The sequence below is a fragment of the Hyphomicrobium sp. GJ21 genome, from assembly GCF_001006785.1.
Taxonomy (GTDB): domain Bacteria; phylum Pseudomonadota; class Alphaproteobacteria; order Rhizobiales; family Hyphomicrobiaceae; genus Hyphomicrobium_B.
This window is the reverse complement of record NZ_CDHO01000003.1, coordinates 1,586,288-1,604,220: the sequence shown is the minus strand read 5'-3', so window position 1 is coordinate 1,604,220 and position 17,933 is coordinate 1,586,288. Positions and strand designations below refer to the sequence as shown.

Below are 17,933 nucleotides of genomic sequence, written 5' to 3'. Positions count from 1 at the left end.
CTCTAGGAGGATATGTTCATGCGACACACTGAATTTGCTCCCTTCTATCGTTCCGCAATCGGCTTTGACCGCCTGTTCCAGATGCTGGACCAGTCGACGGGCTTCGATAGCGAATCGACTTATCCGCCGTACAATATCGAGCGGACTGGCGAAAATGCGTATCGCATCTCTCTCGCGGTCGCCGGTTTTTCGCCTGAGGAGCTGAAAATCGAAGTCAAGGAGCAGACGCTGTCTGTCTCCGGTGAGAAAGCTGCCGAAACGGAAGGCAAGACGTTCTTGCACCGTGGGATCGCAGCGCGCGCTTTCGAGCGGCGCTTCCAGCTTGCCGACCACGTCGACGTGACGGGCGCCAAGTTCGAGAACGGCTTGCTCCATGTCGATCTCGTTCGCAATGTTCCGGAAAGCAAAAAGCCGCGAACGATCGCGATCGGTTCGAGCGACGCGAAGCAGCTTGAGGCGAAGGCCGCGTAAGCCCGCCTTTCGAAATTCCTTCGAAGTTGCTGAAATTGCTTGGCAGCCGCGCTCCCCCGGACGCGGCTGCTTCGTCATGCCAGCACGCAATTACAGGCCGTCGTGGCCGGCTGCGCGACCATATTGGCGATCGGGCAGATTTCGCCCAGGATGGTGGGGATTTGCTCGTCGCAAGACGGCGTGCGAAAGCCAAAAAAACATCGTACAAAAGTTGTGCGCTTTTCTACTTGTGCGACGAATGCAAATCTGTATGATGCGGCACATAGGTCAGCATTACTGACCTTTATTGGAACGCCGATGTTGCACTCGAAAGCACGTCCGCCAGATGTCCGGTCGCCCTACACGGCGGCCGCGATGAAACGTATGCGTCGAAAATCGACGCGATAATCGTCACGGCCGCTCGCGCACTTTTCCGGCACTCCTTGGGCAGCCTTTCGCCTGGGACAAAGTTTCGCCGATACATGAGAGCGCAATCCGGCGGCACCGCCGCCACTCACACAGAAATGCAAGCGCGGCTGGCTCTCATGGGCGAACCGCGCGACCCGACCCCGACAGACATTCGCAGAGAGGCCCGACGGGCCTGACGAGGCAAAGAAGATGAGCGAAGGCTACCTACCCCCGCTGGAAGATGAAATCGGACCGCAGGGCCGCCCGGCGCCTGAAGGACTATTTGATCCGGCACTGGAGCGGGATGCGTGCGGCGTCGGCTTTATCGCCAATCTCAAGGGTAAGAAATCGCACTCGATCGTCGAGAGCGCGCTCAAGATTCTGGAAAACCTGGAACATCGCGGCGCGGTCGGGGCCGATCCGCTGTCGGGCGACGGCGCCGGCATTCTCATTCAGATCCCGCATGATTTTCTCGCGGCGGAAACAAAGACGCTCGACTTCGATCTGCCGAAGTTCGGCGATTACGCCGTCGGTCACGTCTTCATGCCGCAAGACGAGCGGCTGCGCGCGCATTGCGAACGCGTCTGGGCGCGATGCGTCAAGGAAGAAGGTCTGAAGTTTCTCGGCTGGCGTTCGGTGCCGGTCGACAACAGCTGCCTGTCGCCGATGGTCCGCACCACCGAACCCGTGCACCGGCAGGCTTTCATCGAACGTCCTTCCTCTATCGCGGACCAGGATGAATTCGAACGGCGCCTCTATATCGTTCGCAAGGTTGTCTCGAACGCGATCCACGACGCCTATAAGGGCCGCGATATCGGGCATTACACCGTGTCGCTGTCGACGCGGACGCTCGTCTACAAGGGCATGTTCCTGTCGTATCAGGTGAAGGCCTACTTCAAAGACCTTTCCGACCCGCGCCTGACTTCGGCGCTGGCGCTGGTGCATCAGCGCTTTTCAACCAACACGTTCCCGTCGTGGAAGCTCGCGCATCCCTACCGGATGGTCGCGCACAACGGCGAGATCAATACGCTGCGCGGCAACGTCAACTGGATGGCGGCGCGGCAAGCGTCCGTTTCCTCGCCGCTGTTCGGCTCCGACATTTCGAAGCTCTGGCCGATTTCATACGAAGGCCAGTCTGATACGGCGTGCTTCGACAACGCGCTCGAATTCCTGACGATGGGCGGCTACAGCCTCGCGCACGCCGCGATGATGCTGATCCCGGAAGCGTGGGCCGGCAATCCGACGATGGATACGAAGCGCCGCGCGTTCTACGAATATCACGCCTGTCTCATGGAACCGTGGGACGGTCCGGCGGCGATGGCGTTCACCGACGGTCGCCAGATCGGCGCGACGCTCGACCGTAACGGCCTGCGTCCCGCACGCTATCTCGTGACCAAGGACGACACCGTCATCATGTCGTCGGAGTCGGGCGTGCTGCCGGTCGACGAGGACAAGATCGTCAAGAAGTGGCGTCTGCAGCCGGGCAAGATGCTGCTGATCGACCTCGAAAAGGGACGCATCATCTCGGACGAAGAATTGAAGGCCGAGATCGCCGCGAGCCATCCGTACGAAACGTGGCTGAAGCGCACGCAAATCAAGGCGTCGGAGCTGCCGCTGCCGCCCGCGTCGGCGCGTCCCGCGAAGTCGAACATCGCGCTGCTCGATCTGCAGCAAGCGTTCGGCTACACGCAAGAAAGCATCAAGTTTCTGCTCGCTCCAATGGCCGAACGCGGCGAGGAAGCCATCGGCTCGATGGGCACCGACACGCCGATTTCGGCGCTGTCGTCGAAGTCGAAGCTGCTGCATACCTACTTCAAGCAGAACTTCGCGCAGGTCACCAATCCGCCGATCGACTCGATCCGCGAAGAACTGGTGATGAGTCTCGTCTCGTTCATCGGGCCGCGTCCGAATATCCTCGAGCTCGAAGGCACGTCGAAGCAGAAGCGCCTCGAGGTGGACCAGCCGATCCTGACGAACGAAGACCTCGAACGCATTCGCGGCATCGGCGCCGTCAAGGACAACGATTTCTCGTCCATCACGATCGACATCACCTATCCCGCTGACAAAGGCGAGGCGGGCATGGGCCCGGCGCTCGACGGCGTTTGCGCGGAGGCGGAAGAGTTCGTGCGCGCGAAGGAATACAACATCATCATTCTCTCGGATCGCCGCGCCGGTCCGGATCGCATCGCCATTCCTTCTTTGCTCGCGACGTCGGCGGTGCATCACCACTTGATCAAGCAAGGTCTCAGAACGTCGGTCGGTCTCGTCATCGAGACGGGTGAAGCGCACGAGATTCATCAGTTCTGCACGCTCGCCGGTTACGGCGCGGAAGCGATCAATCCGTACCTCGCGTTCGAAACGCTGTACTCGATGATCCCCGATCTGCCGGAAGGCACGACGCCGGATCTCGCCAAGAAGCGGTTCATCAAGGCGATCGGCAAAGCCATCATGAAGGTGATGGCGAAGATGGGCATCTCAACCTACCAGTCCTATTGCGGCGCGCAGATTTTCGACGCGGTCGGCCTCAGGTCGACATTCGTCGACCGCTATTTCACCGGCACGCACACCCAGGTCGAAGGTGTCGGTCTGCGCGAGATTGCGCGCGAGACGGTCGAGCGGCACAAGGCGGCGTTCGGCGACTCTCCGGTTCTGGAAAACGCGCTCGACGTCGGCGGCGACTATGCCTATCGCGTGCGCGGCGAAGCGCACATGTGGCGTCCGGCGACGGTTGCCGACCTGCAGCACGCAGTTCGTGGCACCGACAATGCCGCCGCGATGAGCGGCCGCGTCTCGCAGAAGTTCCGCGACTATTCGAAGTCGATCAACGATCAGTCCGAGCAGCTGATGACGCTGCGCGGCATGTTCCGCATTCGCTCGGCGGAAAGCATGGGCCGCAAGCCGATCCCGCTCGACGAGGTCGAGCCAGCGGCCAGCATCGTTAAGCGTTTCTCGACCGGCGCAATGAGCTTTGGCTCGATCAGCCGCGAAGCGCATACGACGCTCGCGATCGCGATGAACCGTATCGGCGGACGTTCCAACACCGGCGAAGGCGGCGAGGAATCCGATCGCTTCAAACCGCTACAGAACGGCGACTCGATGCGCTCGGCGATCAAGCAGATCGCATCCGGCCGTTTCGGCGTGACGACGGAATACCTCGTCAACTCCGACATGATGCAGATCAAGATGGCGCAGGGCGCGAAGCCCGGCGAAGGCGGGCAGCTGCCGGGCCACAAGGTGGACGCGACGATCGCGAAGGTGCGTCACGCGACTCCGGGCGTCGGTCTGATCTCGCCGCCGCCGCATCACGACATCTATTCGATCGAAGACCTGGCGCAGCTCATCTACGACCTGAAGAACGTCAATCCGCAGGCTGACGTTTCGGTCAAGCTCGTCTCCGAGGTCGGCGTCGGCACTGTCGCCGCGGGCGTCGCGAAGGCGCGCGCGGACCATGTGACGATTTCAGGCTTCGAAGGCGGCACCGGCGCTTCGCCGCTGACGTCGATCAAGCACGCGGGCAGTCCGTGGGAAATCGGTCTCGCCGAGACGCATCAGACGCTGGTCGGCAACAGACTCCGCGGCCGCATCGCGGTGCAGGTCGACGGCGGCGTCCGCACCGGACGCGACGTCGTGATCGGCGCGCTGCTCGGCGCCGACGAGTTCGGCTTCGCAACAGCTCCGCTGATCGCGGCGGGCTGCATCATGATGCGCAAGTGCCATCTCAACACCTGCCCTGTCGGCGTCGCGACGCAGGACCCTGTTCTGCGCGCCCGCTTCACCGGCAAGCCCGAGCACGTGATCAACTTCTTCTTCTTCGTTGCGGAAGAAGTACGCGAGATCATGGCGCAGCTCGGCTTCCATACGTTCAACGAGATGATCGGGCAGACGGATCAGCTCGACAAGGATCGCGCCATCGAACACTGGAAGGCGCGCGGTCTCGACTTCTCGAAGCTGTTCCATAAGCCGAACGCTCCGCAGGGCGTCGCGATCTATAACAGCGAGCGTCAGAACCACGGGCTCGAGAAGGTTCTCGACGTCAAGCTCATCGAAGCTGCGAAGCCGGCGCTCGAGGCGAAGAAGCCGGTCAAGGCGGAGTTCGCGATCAAGAACGTCAATCGCTCGACCGGCGCCATGCTTTCGGGCGAAGTCGCGCGGCGCTACGGTCATGCCGGACTCCCCGAGGACACCATCTGGCTGTCGCTCAAGGGCACTGCGGGCCAGGCGTTCGGCGCGTGGACGGCGCACGGCGTGACGCTCGATCTGATCGGCGAAGGCAATGACTATGTCGGCAAGGGTCTTTCGGGCGGCAAGCTGATCGTGCGGCCCGATCCGAAATCCGGCATCACGCCGGAAGACTCGATCATCGTCGGCAACACCGTGCTCTATGGCGCGATCACGGGCGAGTGCTATTTCCACGGCGTCGCCGGCGAGCGCTTCGCTGTCCGCAACTCCGGCGCTTACGCCGTCGTCGAGGGCACGGGCGATCACGGCTGCGAGTACATGACCGGCGGTGTCGTCGTCGTGCTCGGTCCGACGGGCCGCAATTTCGCGGCCGGCATGTCGGGCGGCATCGCGTACGTGCTCGATGAAAAAGGCGACTTCGAAAATCATCTCAACAAGGAGATGGTGCAGCTCGAAACGCTGACGGCCGATCCGGGCTCGCTGCAAAAGCTGGCTCAACAGGGCGGCGACGTGGCGATCGCAGTTCGCAACGTGATGGTCGACATGCGCGAGCAGGATGCGGAGCGGCTTCACACGCTGATCGCGCGTCACGCGCACTACACCAACTCGCAGCGGGCGCAGGCCATTCTCAAGGATTTCGGCGCTTACCTGCCGAAGTTCAAGAAAATCATGCCGGTCGAATATCGCCGTGCGCTCACCGAGCTTGCGAAGTCTCGCGAAACGAACCGCGAAGCTGAAGCAGCCGCAAAATCCTAATTGAAATCGCGACCGGTCAACGGAACGAACAGAAAGACGGAATAGAAATGGGCAAGCCGACGGGTTTTCTCGAAATCGATCGCGCCGAGCGCACATACCGGCCGGTCGAGGAGCGTCTGAAGCACTGGAAGGAGTTCGTCGAGCCGCTGGCGGAAGCGAACATCAAAGGCCAGGCGGCGCGCTGCATGGACTGCGGGATTCCTTATTGTCACAACGGCTGTCCGGTGAACAATCAGATCCCCGACTGGAATGATCTGGTTTATCACGGCGACTGGAAGACGGCGGCGCAGAACCTCTATTCGACGAATAACTTCCCCGAAGTAACGGGCCGCATTTGCCCGGCGCCGTGCGAAGCGGCGTGCACGCTCAATATCGACGACAAGCCGGTGACGATCAAAAGCATCGAGTGCGCGATCGCCGACCGCGCCATCGAGGAAGGATGGTTGCAGCCGCAGCCGCCGCACAAGAAAACCGGCAAGAAGGTCGCGATCATCGGATCAGGCCCGGCTGGACTCGCGGCGGCTCAGCAGCTGGCGCGCGCCGGTCACGACGTGCACGTCTACGAGAAGAACGCGCGTCCTGGCGGGCTGCTCGTTTACGGCATTCCGGATTTCAAAATGGAAAAGACCGTGATCGCGCGGCGCGTGAAGCAGATGGAGGCCGAGGGCGTCACGTTCCATTGCGGCATTCATGTCGGGCAGGATCTGTCGGCGAAGTATCTCGAAGGCAAGCACGACGCCGTGCTGCTCGCGCTCGGCTCGGAAACGCCGTTCGACCTTTTTGCCCAGTCGCCCGGCCGCGATCTCGAAGGCCTGCACTATGCGATGGATTTCCTGCCGCAGCAGAACCGGCGCAATGCCGGCGAACCGCAAAAGCCGAAGACGGAAGAGATTTCGGCGAAGGGCAAGCACGTGATCGTCATCGGTGGTGGCGACACGGGTTCCGACTGCATCGGCACGTCGTTCCGGCAGGGCGCCAAGAGCGTCACGCAGCTCGAAATCATGCCGGTTCCGCCGACGAAGGAGAACAAAGCTCTGTCGTGGCCGCACTGGCCGCTGAAGCTGCGCATCTCGACGTCGCAGGCCGAAGGCGCGACGACCGAGTATTCGATCTCGACGACGGGCTTCTCGGGCGAAAAAGGCAAGGTGAAGAAGCTGCACTATACGCGCGTCAACGGAAACCTGCAGCCGATCAAGGGCACCGAAGGCGCGCTCGACGCCGATCTCGTGTTGTTCGCGATGGGCTTTTCCGGTCCCGTCGAAGGCGATGTGGTCAAGGAATTGCAGGTTCCGGTCGTGGCGCGCGGACGCTTCAAGGGTCTCGATGCGACGGATCGCGACTATAAGCTCGGGACTTCGCCGAAGCTGTTCTGCGCTGGCGACGTTCGGCGCGGGCAATCGCTCGTCGTGTGGGCGATCCGCGAAGGCCGCCAAGCCGCGCACGCGATCGACAAGTTCCTGATGGGTTCGACGGAGCTTCCGCGCTAAACGCGGAATGCTTCGTTCACCCGAGACGGAGCGCGATTGCGCCGAGCACGATCACGCACGCCGCTGCCAGCCGCGACGTGCCCACGTTTTCCTTCAAGATCACGGCCGAGATGACAGTCCCGAATAGGATTGACGTCTCGCGCAGTGCTGCAACGATTGCGACGGGCGCGGCCATCATCGCCCAGAGGACAAGGCTATAGGCGGCAAGGGTTGCGAGACCGCCGAGCAATCCAACGCGCCAATCCAATCCCGCGCGAACGAACGCCGTCTTGCCGTGCCGGGCCATGACCCATGCCGCGAGCGGGATTCCTGTCAGCATAAAGACCCAAAGCGTATATCCCGCGGGCGATCCGGAAAGCCGGACGCCGTGGCCATCGACCAGCGTATAAGCGGCGATGACTGCGGCATTGCAGAGTGCGATCGCCACGCCCTTGCCGTCGCCGCTGCGCCTGAGGCCCACCATGCTCAAGACGCCAAACGAGATCAGGCTGATGCCGATCCAGGCGGCGGACGAAAGTAGCTCTCCGAGCGCAAGCGCACCAACGAGCGCCACCAGAAACGGTGCGGTTCCGCGCATCAATGGGTAGGTCTGGCTCATATCGGCGTGGTGGTAAGCGAGCGCGACGAGCGTGAAATAGCCGACGTGGATCACCGCCGACGCCACAATGTAGCGCCAGCTTTCAGCATCGGGCTGCGGGAGAAACGGCAGCGCGACCGCGGCCAAAAATGCCGCCGACGACGCGACCATGATCGTCATCAGGAACTTGTCGCCGGCACTTTTGACGAGCGCGTTCCAGGCGGCGTGAAGAAACGCTGCAAACAGAACCGCTGTGAAGATGATAGCGCTCATCTCATGACTTTAACCCGCCAACGCGCGGAGGCGATCGAGCGAAGCGGCGCATCGCGAGGGCAACGTTCGTCTGTTGCGGCGGAATTAACCGCGCGGCACCGGGTCCGCCGGTTTTGCATCGGTGGTCGAGTCATTCTTCGGCGGCCAGGATACGTCATCGGCGCGGCCGGGCTTCGGCTGCAAGCGCTCGCCCTTGACGAGCAAGCGGAAGTACGGCGCCTGCGTCGGTGACAAACGTCCGCGATCGCGGTTGCCGGGCGGCGTGATCGAACTCATCAATGTCAGCCCACCGCCGATCTGATCGACGACGAGATCGCCGCGCGGCACCGAGCCTTCGCGCCGCGCCATCAAAGCGACGACGGACGCAGGGATCGCCGGGCGGAGAACTTCGATCGTTTGCGTTTCCTCGCGCCCATTGCTGCCGATGAGCCGCAGCGTGATCTTGCCATTGTCGGCCTTCTGATCGCCCGACGCTGCGCTCGTTTGAGACGGCGGCGTGCCGTCGGTCGCGGTGTTGCGAACGACGGGGACTTTCGTGTTCGCCGACGCGGCGTCCGCAACAGGCGACGACGGCGCCGGTGTTTTGACCGCGTTGCCGGGATTGATCTTTTCCTGTTCGGCTTCGGCTCCGAGCAGTGGGACGTTACGATTGCTCTTGGCTTGCGTCAGATCGGAGCGCAGCTCTTTCTCGACGAAATGCGCGAGCCTGCGATTGCCCGCCGCCGTGAAATTCACCCCATCGCGCACGCGCAGCAGCCGGATCGCGCCTTCGAGATCAGGCCCATATGCGGAGTACGCGCCGTTTTCGTCGGCGAAGCCCTGATACACGTCGATGTACTTATAGCCGTTGAGATAGGCGCGCTCGCGAATGACGTCGTTCATGCGCTGCGCCAGCTCGTTGGCGTCGCCGCGCGCGAAGTTCGGCAGGCCGACCCAATAGACGCTGGCGTTCTTGCGCTTGAAGGCGCGCATCAGCCTGTCGATGCGCCGCGTATATTCGGTGATCCAGGCGTCGGTGCCGACCTGAATGCGCTTGCTGTCGGGATTGCGGAACGGATTGCGGTCATCCTCGCCCGTCATCACGATGGCGATGTTGAGCGGCTGCTCAGCGATCTTCTGTTCCAGAGCGGCCGTCTTGCCTTCAAAGTCCCACGTCGGGATGTTGGCGATCGGCGTGATCTGGCGCTGGATGTTGAGGCGGACGTCGGAGCCGAATGCTTGTACGAGGCCGCCGAGCAAGCCTTCCGCGAAGCCGTCGCCGAAAACGGTGACCTGATAGATGTCGTTGTCGGGGAACGGAGACAGGAAGGTCGTGCTTTGCTCCATGTCGACGGCGTTTGCCGGCACGGCCGCGCCAAGCGCGAGCACGAGTGCGACCAGAGGCGCAATCGCCGCGAACGAACGCCGGAGTTTCTGCCAAGCATCAGCCATTCGTGCGCGTGCCTTCGCCTCTCCGAAACGCGGTTCAATCTTCAGCGATTCCTGCCGGACCATAGCGCGTCGGCGGCCGCTCTCCAACGTCTCGGCGCGCAGGGCTCAGCGATTTGCCTGCGCATTTGCCGAGGCGAGCACCGAATCCGAGGGCCAGCAGTCGATTTTGATGCGCGCAGCCTTCTGATAGAGCCCGATCTGCTTGCGCGTGTTGGAACCAATCTTGCCGTCGATCTTGTCCATCGGGTAGCCGAGTTTCTGCAGCTGGACCTGCAGATTGTGAACGGTCGTCGTTCTCGGCTGCGCGAAGTTTTTCCAGGGCGTCACGAAGTTGCCGCCACCACGGATGCGGTCGGAAAGGTTGCCGACGAACAGCGCATAGAGGTCGGACGTGTTGTAGAGCCGGATGACGCGGAAATTCTGCCCCGCCAGAAACGCCGGACCGTATGCGCCGCCCGGCATCATCAGATAGGCTTCCTGCTGAAGCTCATCGCGCGAGAACGGCTTGCCGCCGGCCCGTTTGAACCCCATGCGCACCCAATCGGCGATGGGACGCGCGTCGGGTGGGCCTTCGAGCGAGCAGTCGGCGTGATCCGGCGCGATCACTTCGTAGCCCCAGCGCGCGCCGCGCACCCAGCCTTTGCCTTCGAGCTGCTTCGCGGTGAAGGCGAGCGCGTCAGCGACCGAGCGCCAGATGTCGATCTTGCCGTCGCCATCGCCGTCGATCGCGAACTGCAGATATTCGGTCGGCATCGCCTGCGTCAGTCCGACGGCGCCTGCCCACGACGATCGCATGTCCGAACGCGGCACGCCCATCTGAAGCATTTTCAGTGCCGCGACCAGCTCCTCGCGAAACTTGTCCTTGCGCTTGCCGGTATAGGCGAGCGTTGCGAGCATGCGGATCGCGTCCTTCGGCGGATGATACGATCCGTAGGCCGTTTCGCGTCCCCAGATCGCGACCAGCGTAAAGCGGTCGACGCCGGTCAGCGCTTCGATGCGCTTCAGCGCCGCTTCGTGGTCCTTGAGAAAGGCGCGGCCTTGAACGCCAAGCTTTTCGAGATAGGGCGCCGACAGGTAATCGGCGGCGGTTTTCGTAAACTCGGCCTGGCCGCTGTTGTCGATCTTCGGGCGATCGGGAAGATCGAGATCGGGAATTGTGTAATCGGGCTCGACGCCTTTAAAGGCCGCGTCGAAGGTTTTGCGGCTGACGCCTGCGGCCTTCGCATCCGGCCAGACACCTTCGACGAACGTCTTGAAGTCCGTCGCCGGGCGCGCGGTCGCCGCCTGCCCCCCGACTATTACTGCGAGGCCGAGGGCGAGCGTAGTGGCAAAACCCTGGATCAATCTGCTCAGCCGCATCTCGCCGTTATTCTCCCTGATCGGGCGTTGTTCCGATGATGACCCCGATGCTCGGATTTCAGGGCATTTTTGCGGCTCCATCCCGGCTGGCGTCGCTCGAGTTTTATAGGCACATTGATGGCAGCGGCCCGTTGCGTCTACCCGCGGCGGCAAATTGGCGCTAACTGTCGCCGCCGCCGCGTTTTCCGCACGTCCGCGCGTTAACGGCAGCCGGCCCGTTCGATCCCATGAGACCGCGCTGGCAGCAGATTGATTTTTCCGGAGCAAGACATGAACGCCGCGATCAGGCCTATCCGCAAAGCCGTGTTTCCCGTCGCTGGACTGGGGACGCGCTTTCTTCCGGCAACGAAGGCCGTACCGAAGGAAATGCTGACGGTCGTCGACCGGCCGGTGCTGCAGCACGTCGTCGACGAAGCGCGCGCCGCCGGTATCGAGCACTTCATCTTCGTCACCGGGCGCAACAAAGCCGTGATCGAAGATCACTTCGACAATCAGTTCGAACTCGAAGCGACGCTGGCGGCGCGAAACAAGACAAAGGAACTCGAGGCTCTGGCGCGCGATCTTCCCGCTGCCGGGCAGACGAGCTTTACGCGCCAGCAAGCGCCGCTAGGACTCGGCCACGCCGTCTGGTGCGCGCGCGAGATCGTCGGCAACGAACCGTTCGCTTTGCTGCTTCCGGACATGATCCATCACGGCCGGACGTCGTGTCTCGCGGACATGATCGCGGCTTACAACAGGCATGGCGGCAATCTCGTCGCCGTCGCGCCGGTGCCCGAGGACCAGACGCATCAGTACGGGATCGTCGGCGTGAAGGATGCGAAGGCCGAAGTTTCGACGATTACCGGAATGGTCGAGAAGCCGAAGCCCGGTACGGCGCCGTCCAATCTGCACATCACGGGACGCTACATTCTGCAGCCCGACATTTTCTCGCTGCTCGAGAAGCAGGAACGCGGCGCGGGCGGCGAAATTCAGCTCACCGACTCCATGATCCGGCTGATGCAAGACGGCAAACAGCCGTTCCACGCCGTGCGTTTCAACGGCACGATTTACGACTGCGGTTCGAAGCTCGGATTCCTGACCGCGAACGTGGCGTTGGCGCTGGAGCGCGAGGAGCTTGCGGGAGACTTCAAGCGCGAGGTTCAGCGGTTGCTCAGCGGCGCGTAAGTAATCCCCTCATTCGGTCACCTTCTCACTGAAGGAGAAGGTCAGCGGCGGAGCCTTACGCCGACGTGAATCTCGTCGCCGACGTAATCGTTCGGGATGCCGATGCCGTCGAAGTTGACGTGCTCGTAGCGGCCGTAGAGCACGGTGTTGCGGTCGGCGAAGTATTCGATACCAAGGATTTCGCGGAACTCGTTGTCGCTGATGACGCCGTCCTGCGAATCCTGGTTCGAATAATTGAAGGCGGCGGAGACGATGAGATAGCTTCTCAGCTGGTGGCGAATGCCGATGCTCGCCGCGCGGTAGAATGCGCCGCCGACATCGGCTGTCGTCGTTTCGGAAACGTCCGACATGGCGTTGAACAGGATCGACGTCAGCGGCGTGATGCGCCACGTCGCGTTGGCGTCGATAATCAGGCCATCGACGGGATGCAGTCGGCGATCGCTCGGCGTCTGGACGCCGTAGCCGAGGCTGACTTCGCCGCGCACGATATCGCCGTCGTTGCCGAATGAAATGCCGAAACGATAGCGCTCGCCGTTCGATGTGCGATTGATGCCGTCGGACTGTGCGGCCTCCGCATAGTCGCGATGATTGATGGCGACTTCGAAGAACGGCGAAAGCTGCGGCTTCAGCTCCCACATGACGCGCGCGGCTTCCTCGTACTGAGTGTAGTCGCGATCCTGGTTGTTCGTCGTCACGCCTAAGTCTTCAGTCGAGCCATACGTGTAGTCGCTGATGCTGCCGCGCAGCTGCAGCGACAGACGATTGAACCGCTGATTGTAGGCCGCCTCAGCGCGATCTTCGATGATCTTGGCGCGCGTGCCGACCGAACTCGCGTCGAGCGCGGAACGGTCTTCGAACGATTGCTGACGCGAAATCAGCGCCTGAATGTTGGCGCGGCTCGTGATGTCAAGGCGGCCGCGCGCTTCGAGCTGATAGTCGCGATCGTCTTCCGTCGTGTAGTCGTTATAGAAGCTCAAGATGCCGGTGGCGCTGAATTCCAGAGCATGGCGCGACCAGTTCGAAACGAGACGAGCCGACGGCAAGACATCGAACGCGACGTCCGATTTTGCCGATGGAGCGTGGAAGACATTCGAATAGTAGGACGTTCCGAGGTCCAGCTCCGGGAACAGGACAAAGCTGCCGATCCTGATCCCCACCGGATCGTAAGGCTCCTGACGAAACAGGCGCGCCGTCGTCCGGTTATCGGTGATCGGATTCAAATCCTCAATTTGATAGAGCAGCGGATCGCGGCGCACGGCTCGCTGATCGGGCAACTCGATTTCGGCTGGATCGCGCGCGCTTGCGGAAGAGACGTCGATGCCTTGCGGCGGCGTCAGAGGTTCGCCGTTGGCGAGGTCGCCGGGATTGGCCTCGCCCGGGTCGCGCATGCCAGCTTGCGGCGAGCTTTCGGCGGCATCGTTTTGGTCAGCGGACGAATTTGTGTCTTCCGGGTTGCTCGTATCGTCCGTCGCGGCGGGGTCGCCGTCAGCGTCGGCCGGGGCTACGGAAGCGGGATCGCCGCTCTCGCTGCCGTCGGAATTGGGGTCATCCAATCCGGGCTCGGATGCGTCAGAAGTGGCGGGGTCTTCGATGCTGGTCAGATTTTGCCGAGCTGAGCTTTGGGCATGCGCGAACCGCGCGCCGGCGGGCACCAAAAGTGCCGCTGCGACCAAGCTCCAATAAAACCAGCCATGACGCCGGTCGCTCATTTGCGAGCGCCCCCATGAAGAATCACGTGAACGCAAACAATTGAACGCGCTCACCGTAGAAACCGTTGGTTAATGTGCCTTTAAAACCGGGGGTAAGCGCGGCTTCGGCATAGCGGCATCAGCGCGGAATTGATAAGGTCAGTCCACGTTTTGCTGGCACGGCTCAGGACGCGCCTCAACGGGGGAAGGACTCGTCTCACCAATGACCAAAGTGGTCCCGTTCCGCGGTTCCAGCACCCGGCCTGCTGCTTCGAGCACAAAGTCAGGCCTCAAAGCCAGTGTCGCTTCGGCGGTGAGGACGCTCAACCTCGAGTCGGAAGGCCTTATCCAGCTCGCCAGCGAACTGAACGGCGATCTCGCCGGGCCGTTCGAGGAGGCGATGCGCCGTCTCGTTGCTGTCAAGGGACGCGTCATCGTCACCGGCATCGGCAAGAGCGGCCACGTCGGGCAGAAGATCGCGGCGACGTTCGCGTCGACCGGGACGCCCGCATTTTTCGTGCATCCGAGCGAAGCGTCGCACGGCGATCTCGGGATGGTCACGCGCTCGGACCTGATCCTGGCGTTGTCGTGGTCGGGCGAGACGGTCGAACTCAAGCCGATCATCACGTATTCGCGCCGCTTTGCCGTGCCGCTGATTGCGATCACTTCGCAGGCGAAGTCGGCGCTTGGCGAACAGGCCGATGTCGTGCTGCTTCTGCCGCGCACGAAGGAGGCCTGCCCGCACGGGCTCGCGCCGACAACGTCGACGACGATGCAGCTCGCGCTCGGCGACAGCCTCGCGATCGCGCTGCTCGAAGCCCGCGGATTTACCGCACACGACTTCAAGATTTTCCATCCCGGCGGGTCGCTCGGCGCGAACCTCAAGTACGTCTCGGACATCATGCACAAGGGCGAACGGCTGCCGCTGATCAAGAGCGGCGAGACCATGGCCAATGCGCTGGTCACGATGACCGAGAAGAGCTTCGGCTGCGTTGGCGTCGTGGAAAAGCGCGGTCGCCTCATCGGGGTCATCACCGACGGCGACTTGCGCCGCCATATGGGCGCCGACCTCGTCCGGGCGAGCGTCGATCAGATCATGACGGCGAAGCCGAAAACGATTTCGCCGACGATGCTCGCTTCAGCGGCGCTCGAACTCATCAACGCGTCGTCGATCACGGCGCTGTTCGTGGTCGAGAAGCAGAAGCCGGTTGGCATCCTCCACATTCACGACCTGCTGCGTCTCGGAGTCGCTTGAATAGCGCGGCGGTCGCGAGTTCGCCTCCGGCTGTCAGATCCAGCCTTGCAACTCCCGCCGCACAACCGCCTCGATGACGTCTATGCCTTCGGGGCTGTCGTTGAGCGCCGGCAGATAGGCGAATTTCTCGCCGCCGTTCGATTCAAAGTAATGCCGGTTTTCGCTGTCGAGTTCTTCGAGCGTCTCGAGGCAATCGGCGGAAAATCCCGGCGCCACGAGCGCGAGCCTTTTCGTTCCCGATTTAGCGAGAGCTTCGACCGTCTTGTCCGTATAGGGCTGCAGCCACGGATCATTGCCGAAGCGCGACTGGAACGTCGTCAGCCAACGATCCGGGGTGATGCCGAGTGCCTCGCGTAACAGCCGCGACGTCTTCTGGCATTGGCAGTGATACGGATCGCCCGCCGCGAAGTATTTCTCAGGCATTCCGTGAAACGTCGCGATGATTTTCTCCGGCTCGAAGTCGAGCTTCGCAAGGCTTTTCCGCATCGAACGCGCGAGGGCATCAATGTACGCGGGATCGTCGTAGTAGGCGGGTGCCAGGCGGATCGCGGGCTGCCAACGCATTTTCATCAAAGCGCGAAACGCCTGATCCGCGGCAGTCGCAGTCGTCGGCGCGGCGTATTGCGGATAGAGAGGAAGCAGCAGAATGCGATCGCAGCCCTGGTCTTTCAGCGCCTGAATGCGGCTTTCCGTCGACGGGTTGGCGTAACGCATCGCCCAATCAACGATGATGCCGTCGTGGTCTTTCAGACGTTCGGCGAGCTCGACAGCCTGGTTTCGGCTGATCGTCTTGATCGGACTTTCGTTCTTCTCGTTATTCCAGATCGTCGCGTAGTCCTTGCCCTTGCGGCCGGGACGGACGGTCAGAATGATGAGATTGAGGATCGGCCACCATTTCCAGCGCGGCTCCTCTATGACGCGCTCGTCGGAGAGGAATTCCTTCAGATAGCGCCGCATCGGCCAATAACCGGTGCCATCGGGCGTGCCGAGATTAAGCAATAGGACGCCGATACGTCCGTGTGCGACGTTCTTATGGCCCGGCGGAAAGGCCGACGCCGTATCCGCAGGAGTTATCGATTTCGGCGCTTCGTTCATCCGCGTCCCGTTCAACAATGGAATCTACAAATCGCCGGATCAAGCGCGGCGTTGCGAAGGCGATGCGGGCTCTTCTTTTGCCGCAAGCCTGGGCTTGCCCAGGGCGGGCTTGATCTCGCCGAGGCTTTTCGGAACGTCCGAGGATGCCAGATGCAGCGCCTGCGGCTCCTCCACATGCGTCAGATGAGGGAGTTCGCGAGCGCGCATCCCGCTGCCGAACTTCCAATAGGCCCGCATCCGCTTGATAAACGGCTGAGGCATCTCCGCGAAAAGCCGTTTGGCGCGGAACTCGGCCTCGAGACGCAACGTCTGTTGCTTTCGGCGGCACAAGGCGACGATGTCTTCCTTCTGGTCGGCGGAAATGTCGTCTGCGTTCGCGGTTGCGGTAATCAGCAACGCCAAGTCATGATCGTCGCCGAGAAGCTGCGACAGCTCGCGAGCGTCAGCGACCCGGATCGCGAATTCTTCAGGCCAGGCGCGCGCCAGCAGGCTCATCTGCCGCCAATGCCATTGCACCGATTTGCGCAGCGTATGAAATGTTTCGTCCGCCGGTTCGCTGTAGGCGATTTTCAGGGCCTTGCGAGCGTGGCGATAGCTCGTCTCGAGCCCGCCTTCGAGAGCCGCAAAACCTCTTTTGCGAATACGGGCGCGCGCGAATTTTTTAGTTTCGCGCAGAAGCATCAAGCGGGCCTGCGCGGCGGAACCGGGATCGAGCGGTTGCTGCGCATTGGCGGACGCCTTGGCGAAGTGCACCGTCAACGGAGCAAGCGTCGCTGCGCCGTCCGGACCATTCTCTTCCCTGAGCTTCTTCAGCGTATCGAGCATCACCGCCTGATCACGGTGTCCGGCAAGAAGTTGTGCAATCTCGCTCAGCGTTTTGTTACGCTTGCGCGCCCTATCCGCGCCGAGCGCAGGCGCAGCCAATCGCACGAGCGCGCGCAGACGCTTCAGAGCTTTCCGGCTTTCGTGTACGCCTTTGGGTTGAACTTCCGGAGCGGCGAGTTCCTGCAAAGCCAAATCGAGCTGCTCGCGCGCGATACGCCGAAATCCCTTCTCAACCGGCTCGTCGATCTTGAACCTGTACGGCATGAGCGCGAGGCACCTTGAGGGTTGTCGGGAGTTGGGCGTGAATTATTCCACCGGAACGGGCGCTTCTGTCAAATCAGTCGAGGCAAACGCGCCGGTCAGTTTTATCTGCCGGCCGCCCATGCGAGCCACTCTTTGACCCGGGCAATTGGGTCCTCGGCAGTTACAAAATCGGTAATTACCGCCAAGCTGTTCGCACCCGCATCGGCCACGCCGTCGGCCCGATCCGGCATCAGCCCTCCGATCGCGACAAGTGGAAGCGCCCCGATTTTGCTGCGCCATAACTTAAGCCGTTCAAGGCCTTGGGGCGCCCAGGGCATGACCTTCAGCTTGGTCGGGTAGATCGGGCCCAGCGCGACGTAGTCCGGGTTTACCTTTAAAGCCTTCGCGAGTTCCGCTTCGTCATGGGTCGAAACGCCGAAGCGGACTCCGGCTTGCCGCAGCGCGCCGAGGTCTGCGGTCTCAAGGTCCTCTTGACCAAGATGGATGAAATCTGCGCCGGTTTCGATGGCGACGTCCCAATAGTCATTCACGATCAGCTGGCAGTCGTGCGCGCGCGTCACGGCGAGCGCTCGCCTTGTCTGATCGACGACATCGGCCCGCGCCGCATCCTTGATCCTGAGTTGCACAAGCTTAACGCCGAGCGGCACGATGCGTTCGAGCCAGCCGATATCGGGGACGATCGGGTAGAACGGTGCGAGCTTCACCGGCATTCGATTCAAATC

Annotated in this window: 12 protein-coding genes; 5 read left to right on the top strand and 7 right to left on the bottom strand. The window is 62.1% G+C overall.

Annotated features, from left to right (window positions below):
* The first annotated feature begins 18 nt into the window (after window positions 1-18).
* The 3 genes from HYPGJ_RS15990 to HYPGJ_RS15980 all read left to right on the top strand — a co-directional run bounded on the left by HYPGJ_RS15990 (window position 19) and on the right by HYPGJ_RS15980 (window position 7,280).
* A complete protein-coding gene (locus tag HYPGJ_RS15990; RefSeq protein WP_013216606.1) occupies window positions 19-471 on the top strand; it encodes an Hsp20 family protein in 453 nt (150 codons plus the stop codon).
* Between the two features lie 597 nt (window positions 472-1,068).
* Window positions 1,069-5,793, top strand: a complete 4,725-nt coding sequence (gene gltB / locus HYPGJ_RS15985) for a glutamate synthase large subunit (protein WP_013216607.1) — start codon at window positions 1,069-1,071, stop codon at window positions 5,791-5,793.
* 47 nt (window positions 5,794-5,840) lie between these two features.
* A complete protein-coding gene (locus HYPGJ_RS15980; protein WP_046847991.1) occupies window positions 5,841-7,280 on the top strand; it encodes a glutamate synthase subunit beta in 1,440 nt (479 codons plus the stop codon).
* 16 nt (window positions 7,281-7,296) lie between these two features.
* Here HYPGJ_RS15980 and HYPGJ_RS15975 read toward each other — a convergent pair whose 3' ends face one another.
* The 3 genes from HYPGJ_RS15975 to HYPGJ_RS15965 form a co-directional block, all read right to left on the bottom strand.
* Window positions 7,297-8,130, bottom strand: a complete 834-nt coding sequence (locus tag HYPGJ_RS15975) for an EamA family transporter (protein ID WP_046847990.1) — start codon at window positions 8,128-8,130, stop codon at window positions 7,297-7,299.
* 84 nt (window positions 8,131-8,214) lie between these two features.
* Entirely contained in the window at window positions 8,215-9,561 is a 1,347-nt protein-coding gene (locus tag HYPGJ_RS15970; RefSeq protein ID WP_046848489.1) for a DUF459 domain-containing protein, read from the bottom strand.
* Window positions 9,562-9,666: 105 nt separating this feature from the next.
* On the bottom strand, window positions 9,667-10,920 hold the full coding sequence (locus HYPGJ_RS15965) for a lytic murein transglycosylase (protein WP_046847989.1): 1,254 nt from the start codon (window positions 10,918-10,920) through the stop codon (window positions 9,667-9,669).
* 270 nt (window positions 10,921-11,190) lie between these two features.
* Between HYPGJ_RS15965 and galU the strand changes: the two genes are divergently transcribed.
* The gene (galU, locus tag HYPGJ_RS15960) at window positions 11,191-12,084 is read left to right on the top strand and encodes a UTP--glucose-1-phosphate uridylyltransferase GalU (protein ID WP_046847988.1); all 894 of its coding nucleotides are present in this window, start codon (window positions 11,191-11,193) and stop codon (window positions 12,082-12,084) included.
* Window positions 12,085-12,125: 41 nt separating this feature from the next.
* On the opposite strand, the gene HYPGJ_RS15955 is transcribed toward galU, so the two are convergent.
* Window positions 12,126-13,793, bottom strand: coding sequence for an outer membrane beta-barrel protein (locus HYPGJ_RS15955; protein WP_046847987.1), 1,668 nt, complete (start codon window positions 13,791-13,793; stop codon window positions 12,126-12,128).
* Window positions 13,794-13,995: 202 nt separating this feature from the next.
* Between HYPGJ_RS15955 and HYPGJ_RS15950 the strand changes: the two genes are divergently transcribed.
* A complete protein-coding gene (locus HYPGJ_RS15950; RefSeq protein ID WP_083984156.1) occupies window positions 13,996-15,027 on the top strand; it encodes a KpsF/GutQ family sugar-phosphate isomerase in 1,032 nt (343 codons plus the stop codon).
* Window positions 15,028-15,060: 33 nt separating this feature from the next.
* Here the strand turns inward: HYPGJ_RS15950 and hemH are convergent, their stop codons facing one another.
* From hemH to HYPGJ_RS15935, 3 genes are all read right to left on the bottom strand, one after another.
* Window positions 15,061-16,122 carry a ferrochelatase gene (gene hemH, locus HYPGJ_RS15945; protein WP_046847986.1) on the bottom strand — a complete coding sequence of 354 codons (1,062 nt, stop codon included), beginning with the start codon at window positions 16,120-16,122 and terminating at the stop codon, window positions 15,061-15,063.
* 39 nt (window positions 16,123-16,161) lie between these two features.
* Window positions 16,162-17,211, bottom strand: coding sequence for a CHAD domain-containing protein (locus tag HYPGJ_RS15940; RefSeq protein ID WP_046847985.1), 1,050 nt, complete (start codon window positions 17,209-17,211; stop codon window positions 16,162-16,164).
* Window positions 17,212-17,312: 101 nt separating this feature from the next.
* The gene (locus HYPGJ_RS15935) at window positions 17,313-17,915 is read right to left on the bottom strand and encodes a thiamine phosphate synthase (RefSeq protein ID WP_046848487.1); all 603 of its coding nucleotides are present in this window, start codon (window positions 17,913-17,915) and stop codon (window positions 17,313-17,315) included.
* Window positions 17,916-17,933 lie beyond the last annotated feature (18 nt).